General features: G+C 34.4%; 8 protein-coding genes. 5 read left to right on the forward strand and 3 right to left on the reverse strand.

Features of this window, described 5'->3' with window-relative positions:
* The coding region (locus BUB05_RS18155) for a M20 metallopeptidase family protein (RefSeq protein WP_139258045.1) at positions 1 to 537 on the reverse strand (537 nt) is incomplete at its 3' end.
* Positions 538 to 687: 150 nt separating this feature from the next.
* Entirely contained in the window at positions 688 to 1,365 is a 678-nt protein-coding gene (locus BUB05_RS18160; protein WP_073051176.1) for a Crp/Fnr family transcriptional regulator, read from the reverse strand.
* 486 nt (positions 1,366 to 1,851) lie between these two features.
* Here BUB05_RS18160 and BUB05_RS18950 point away from each other — a divergent pair, with 486 nt between their 5' ends.
* The 5 genes from BUB05_RS18950 (at position 1,852) to BUB05_RS18175 (ending at position 4,121) form a co-directional block, all read left to right on the forward strand.
* Complete coding sequence (locus BUB05_RS18950; protein ID WP_094763076.1) at positions 1,852 to 2,385, forward strand: transposase; 534 nt, start codon at positions 1,852 to 1,854, stop codon at positions 2,383 to 2,385.
* Positions 2,367 to 2,933, forward strand: coding sequence for a transposase (locus BUB05_RS18955; RefSeq protein WP_139258088.1), 567 nt, complete (start codon positions 2,367 to 2,369; stop codon positions 2,931 to 2,933). Before BUB05_RS18950 ends, BUB05_RS18955 begins: the two co-directional genes overlap by 19 nt.
* On the forward strand, positions 2,930 to 3,241 hold the full coding sequence (locus BUB05_RS18960; protein ID WP_094763078.1) for a transposase: 312 nt from the start codon (positions 2,930 to 2,932) through the stop codon (positions 3,239 to 3,241). Before BUB05_RS18955 ends, BUB05_RS18960 begins: the two co-directional genes overlap by 4 nt.
* 398 nt (positions 3,242 to 3,639) lie before the next feature.
* The gene (gene relB / locus BUB05_RS18170; RefSeq protein ID WP_073051178.1) at positions 3,640 to 3,858 is read left to right on the forward strand and encodes a type II toxin-antitoxin system RelB family antitoxin; all 219 of its coding nucleotides are present in this window, start codon (positions 3,640 to 3,642) and stop codon (positions 3,856 to 3,858) included.
* Positions 3,858 to 4,121, forward strand: a complete 264-nt coding sequence (locus BUB05_RS18175) for a type II toxin-antitoxin system RelE family toxin (protein WP_175548602.1) — start codon at positions 3,858 to 3,860, stop codon at positions 4,119 to 4,121. Before relB ends, BUB05_RS18175 begins: the two co-directional genes overlap by 1 nt.
* Positions 4,122 to 4,286: 165 nt before the next feature.
* On the opposite strand, the gene BUB05_RS18180 is transcribed toward BUB05_RS18175, so the two are convergent.
* A partial coding sequence (locus BUB05_RS18180; RefSeq protein ID WP_073051182.1) for an ATP-binding protein occupies positions 4,287 to 5,612 on the reverse strand: 1,326 nt, incomplete at its 5' end.

Here is a 5,612-nt window from a genome sequence, read left to right on the forward strand (position 1 = left end):
TTTTAATTGAATCACTCCTTCATTCACAGTTCCCATGAGATGAATACCAAAAGCTGCATCTACCTTTGGATTTTCTAAAACGCCTTCCTCTATCATAGGGAGTGCACCTCCAGCGTCTTCTTCAGCGGGTTGAAATAGAACTTTAATGTTTCCAGAAATTTGTTCTTTTATTTCATTAAGAATCATAGCTGTTCCTAACAAACCTGCAGTATGGCCATCATGAGCACATGCGTGCATTACCCCTGGCACCTTTGATTTATAAGATAAATTTGCCTCTTCATTTAATCTTAAAGCATCCATATCTGCTCTTAGTAAAACCGTTGGTCCCGGTTTACCACCTTTTATTAGCCCAACAACTCCAGTTTTAGCTATCCCTTCTTTTACTTCTATACCATGATTTCTTAAAGTATCCGCTACTCTTCTTGCTGTCTTCACTTCTTCAAAAGCAAGCTCAGGATACATATGAAAATAATGTCTTAACTCTACAACTTGGTCATAATATTTTTCTACAAGGTCTTTAATATTTTGATTAGCCATTTATTCATCCCCCAAATAAATTTAAACTTTTATAAACTATGTCTTGTCTTATTAATATTATAAAAGATAATAATAAAAAAAACCGTTTGCTAGAAAACGATTTTTGAAAAAATTTGTATATTTATTTATACAATAATAATTGCTTCGGATTTACCATATATAATTTACATATCCTTCTAATTTTTCTTTATCTTTGATAATAATCTGATTTTTGTTTAATTTGATAACGCCTTCTTCTTTTAATTTATTTATTGCAATAGAAACTGTACTTCTTGAACAAGAAAGGTATCTTGAAAACACTGTTAGGTTTTGAATGTTGTTAATTACAGCTCCGTTATATAAGTCTCCAGATTCCATTACTGCAAATCTAATAAGCGTACTAGCAAGTTTACCATTGAAATCATTGAAATTGTCATCTGCATATTTAAGCATTAATATTCTATATTTCCTTATCATTGTATATATTAAGTAATCATACAATTCCGGGTTGTCTTTTAACTCATTTCTAATAATATTATGAGGCACTATAGATATGACAGTGTCTTTAAACATAACTGTACTAACACTACAGGCTTCTGATTTATCAAAATACTCCATCTCTCCAAATATTGTTCCAGGATTTAGCATGAATAGTGTTATTTTTTTTCCATTTTTACTTATTAACTCTTGAATCACCCTTCCTTTAATAACAATATATATACACCCTGGCTCTTTTTTAATGATTTCATTTTTCATATATTTATGTATTATCCCTTTTTCAGAAAATTTCTCAAGAAAGTATTTAGTATATTTATCATATGTTTCTTTATCAAAATAATATTTTAGCATGTTTACCTCCAACCTGGACTCATACAAAACACAAAGCTATGTTGACTAATATCAGGGATAAAATGTTTATAAAGTTATATTTATTTTGATAAGACTGTGCTGAGACGAAAAACTTATCTTAGATTAAAACATTCTATTGGACACAACTTATTAATATGTCTAATTTGTATTTTGATGAAACTCTACTTCAATTTGCATATCTTTCCATATCCACACTAATTAAACAAAATATTCAGCAATGACTAACAGAAAATATCTAGATTTATAATAGAATTAAGTACTTAAACAAAAAATTTATTACTATAACCTAGAATATTCATAAAAATTTCATAGAACCTAAAAAACGTTGTTAATTCAACATGTCACCTAAAAGGTGTCCTTCACCCGTTGGGTGAAGCAAATCTTCATCAAAAATCAAAGAAAAGAACCCTGTTTTGTGGTAAAGTTTAAGCACGACCAAAAACCATCACAAAAGGAGTTCTTTCTATGACAGGTTTACAGCATGGTGCATTAAATTTCAACAAAAGTCTTTCATATAATTTTGATGGAGGTAATCTTTCTTCAGATTCTGGTCTTCTTCTAGTCCGTTCCTTTGTTGAAAAACTGGGATTGAGACCTCTTCTGGATGATGAATTCAATGATTCTGCAGCCAGGGTGCATCCAAATGCTTCGATAATCGAGCAACTGATTTACACTACTATTGCAGGCTATTCAACCGATGACCATTCTGACAGCCTAAGGCATGATCCAGTGTTTACAAATATACTGGGAAAGAAAGCGCTGGCTTCACAGCCTACAATTTCAAGGTTCGTTCATTCTTCAAATGAACGTTTCATCAAATCATACAACAGACTGCTTCAGAATCTGTTTGAAAAAGCCAACAATCCAAAGGATACTGAACACATTGATCTGGATCTTGATTCCACTCTGTTTGGAACGTTTGGAAAACAAGAAGGAAGTGCATTCAACTATCATTACTCTTCCAAAGGTTATCATCTAGGTTGCATAGGCGAGCAGTAGCGTTTGCTACGACCAGCCCATTGATGCTTTTCAATGGAATCAATGGAGACATTATGAAGGTTGAGTTGAGAGAAGGCAGTGTCTATACTTCCAACAACATCAAGGAATTCCTGGAGCCTGTACTTAAGTGGCTGGAAGCCAAGTATCCCCAGACACAGCTCCTGGTCAGGGCTGACAGCGGTTTTGCCACTCCAGACCTTTACAATCTCTGTGAAGAATATGGTGTTTCCTTTGTCATTAGGCTTAAGTCAAACTCGGTCTTGAAGAAACTGTCAAAAGATCTTGCTGATGAATTTTGGAAGACCCTTGGTAACGATTACTCTAAAAACCACGTGATGTATGATGAATTCTACTATCAGGCCAACAGTTGGCAGAAACCACTTAGAGTCATTTGTCGACTGGAAAGGGCTGCCGGAGAGCTTCTTCCAAGGATTACCTTTATTGTTACTACAATTAAGGTTTTTTCTAATGCTGTTGTTAAAGCCTATAACAAGCGTGGCACCCTGGTCGTAACCTTCGGTTACTGCTCGAGCGGGCAACCGGCATGAAAAACTTCATCAAGGAAGCAAAGATTGACTTCTCAATGGAATCAGCATCCCATACTTCTTTCATTGCCAATGCTGTGAAAACAATTATTAAGGCTCTTGCCTACAGCATAATCAACATAATGAAGAGGTTGTTGCTCAACAAAGAACACAAGAAATGCAGAATGCTTTCTCTAAGGTCCATGTTCATCAAGGTTGCCTGCAGGGTTGTTACTTCAGCCAGAAAGACTACTTTCAAACTATGCAGCAGTTATCCACTGCAAAAGTACTTCCATCGGATCATGTCCAGGATTGAAGGTTTGTCTTTCTAACAGATTAAAAAATTGAATTTTACCTGCCCAGGGGGGTTGTCTACCCTTTTTTAGAGAATTTTCTGATTCGTTCGCATCAGCTTTTATCGAACACCTTTTTGAAGAGTACAGACATGCACTTTCCTGAGGAAAGTTGCTTAATATACATGTTGAATATTAAATTTTCTAGGTTTTTATGTTTATATGAATAATTCAGGCTATAATAATAGTTTATAGTAGCAGATACTAAATATCAACAAAAACCGTGTATACGCCTATGCAGTTATTTTAATATTACTGATTCATATATCCACCATGTATTATTAAAAAAGTAATCTTCGTAAATTTCATTGTATTTAACGTAATTTATGGTATAATTTAAGTAGACGTAATACATTGTAATACAAGGAGGTGTTTGCATGAGTACTGTGTCTTTAAGACTTAATGATAGAGATGATGCTCTCATTCGCAAATATGCTGAAATCCACAATATGGATCTGTCTTCCTTTATAAGGCAAGCTGTATTGGAAAAAATTGAAGATGAATATGATCTAACCCTTTTTGATAAAGTATGGGAACAAGAAAAAGATGAAGAACGTATAAGTCATGAACAAGTCAAGAGAGAACTCGGCTTATGATCTATAAAGTGGAATATACAAAAAATGCATTGAAGCAGCTAAAGAAAATGGACAGACAAACTGCATCACTCATCTTATCCTTTATTGAAAAAAGGCTGATTGGATGCGATAATCCCAGACAATTCGGGAAAGCATTGCAAGGAACCCTAAGCGATAAATGGAGATACCGTGTAGGTGATTATAGAATACTGGCAAAAATTGAAAATGAACGAGTTATAATAATTGTAATTGAAATTGGACACCGAAGAGATATATACAAATAACCAAGTATATATCTCTTTTTGTATGGTAATAGTAATGTATTCGGTCATTCAAGGTGAACCGTACCATAAGTAAGTCTATACTTCAAATAGAGCTTATACTTGTATATGGCCCCATCGAATCGGACGATATCAAATCGTCCGGAAGAGGTAGTCGATTCCATCCGATTAATAATCAACCGAAAATATTTTTCCCAAATCTATTAGCTCAACATTCAATTCTTCAGCTCTGTCGATCAATTCTTTTGTAAATCCGGATTTTGAGAACAAACAGTAGTATTTTTTCTCATATTTTTTTATTAGTTCGCTTTTTTCAACAAGCTCATTGAATATTTTCATGCCTACAAGCTCATTTCTCCACTTACATTCACAAAATATTGCATTGTTGTCATCTGCTGCAATTATGTCTATTTCTTCTTGTCTTTTTTTAACAGGATTATTGCCCCACCATCTACCTATTTGCCCAAACAAAAAGGGTAAATCCAATTCGGCATTTTTTTTCATCAGGTATTGCATTGAAATCAATTCAAATGTAATTCCCATATACTCATTAAGCATCGGGGCTACGAATTTATCATACACGTACGATGATAGCCCGGTAGCTATACTGCTCATGTTTTTGGGAATGAACTTGTACCAGAATCTAAACATTTGATCTTCAATCAAGTAGATTGTTTTTCTGCTTCCACTCTCGTTCAACGGCTTTTCCTTCTTTACTATTCCCAGGGAAATCAATGCATTTATGTATTTAGAACATTTATTGCTTTCAATACTGTTTCTTGTAGAAATTTCATTCAGCCTGGATGCTCCATTTGCAATTGCTTCAATTATTCCGTTATAGGTAGAAGGTTCCCTCAACTCTTGTTTTAATAAATTAACCGGCTCTTCATACAAATGCCCCGATTCACTCAAATACAAATCCTCGATATTTTCTCTTACGGAACTCCTTGTATCTACTCTTGATAAGTATTCAGGAATTCCTCCTGTTGCTCCAAACAGAATAGCTTTCTCTTCATTTGTATATGTATTAAGAAATCTAGCAGATTCATAATAAGTGAACGGCTTTATTTTGAACTGGGCTGTTCTTCTTCCGTATAGGGGACTCTTGTAGCCCAATACCTGGTATTCCATAAAACTCATAGAAGACCCACACAAAATCAAAAACAACTTTCCTTCTTTAAATTTTAAATCTATATGTCCTTGAAGCACTGATGATATGGACCTGTTGCTACCAGCCAAATATGGATACTCATCGATAACAAGTATCATCCTTTCATTTTCAGATATTTTGCCAATATAGTCAAAGGCCCCTTCCCAGTCTGTAAATACCGCATTTCCTTCAATCCCCTCTGATTTAGCTACAAAAACATCCCTGCTAAAATTTTCAAGATTCCTTTCCTCACTGGCTTCTCTAGACATGAAATATACTGCATTCTTACCCTTGCAAAACTCTCTGATTAGAGTTGTCTTTCCTACTCTGCGCCTTCCATATAT

It is taken from the genome of Dethiosulfatibacter aminovorans DSM 17477 (genome assembly GCF_900142005.1).
Taxonomy (GTDB): Bacteria; Bacillota; Clostridia; order Tissierellales; family Dethiosulfatibacteraceae; genus Dethiosulfatibacter; species Dethiosulfatibacter aminovorans.

Coding starts and splice junctions, on each gene's coding strand:
- BUB05_RS18160 (WP_073051176.1), bottom strand. CDS start 1,365: ATGCTAAAATATTATTTTGATAAAGAAACATATGATAAATATACTAAA.
- BUB05_RS18950 (WP_094763076.1), top strand. CDS start 1,852: ATGACAGGTTTACAGCATGGTGCATTAAATTTCAACAAAAGTCTTTCA.
- BUB05_RS18960 (WP_094763078.1), top strand. CDS start 2,930: ATGAAAAACTTCATCAAGGAAGCAAAGATTGACTTCTCAATGGAATCA.
- relB (WP_073051178.1), top strand. CDS start 3,640: ATGAGTACTGTGTCTTTAAGACTTAATGATAGAGATGATGCTCTCATT.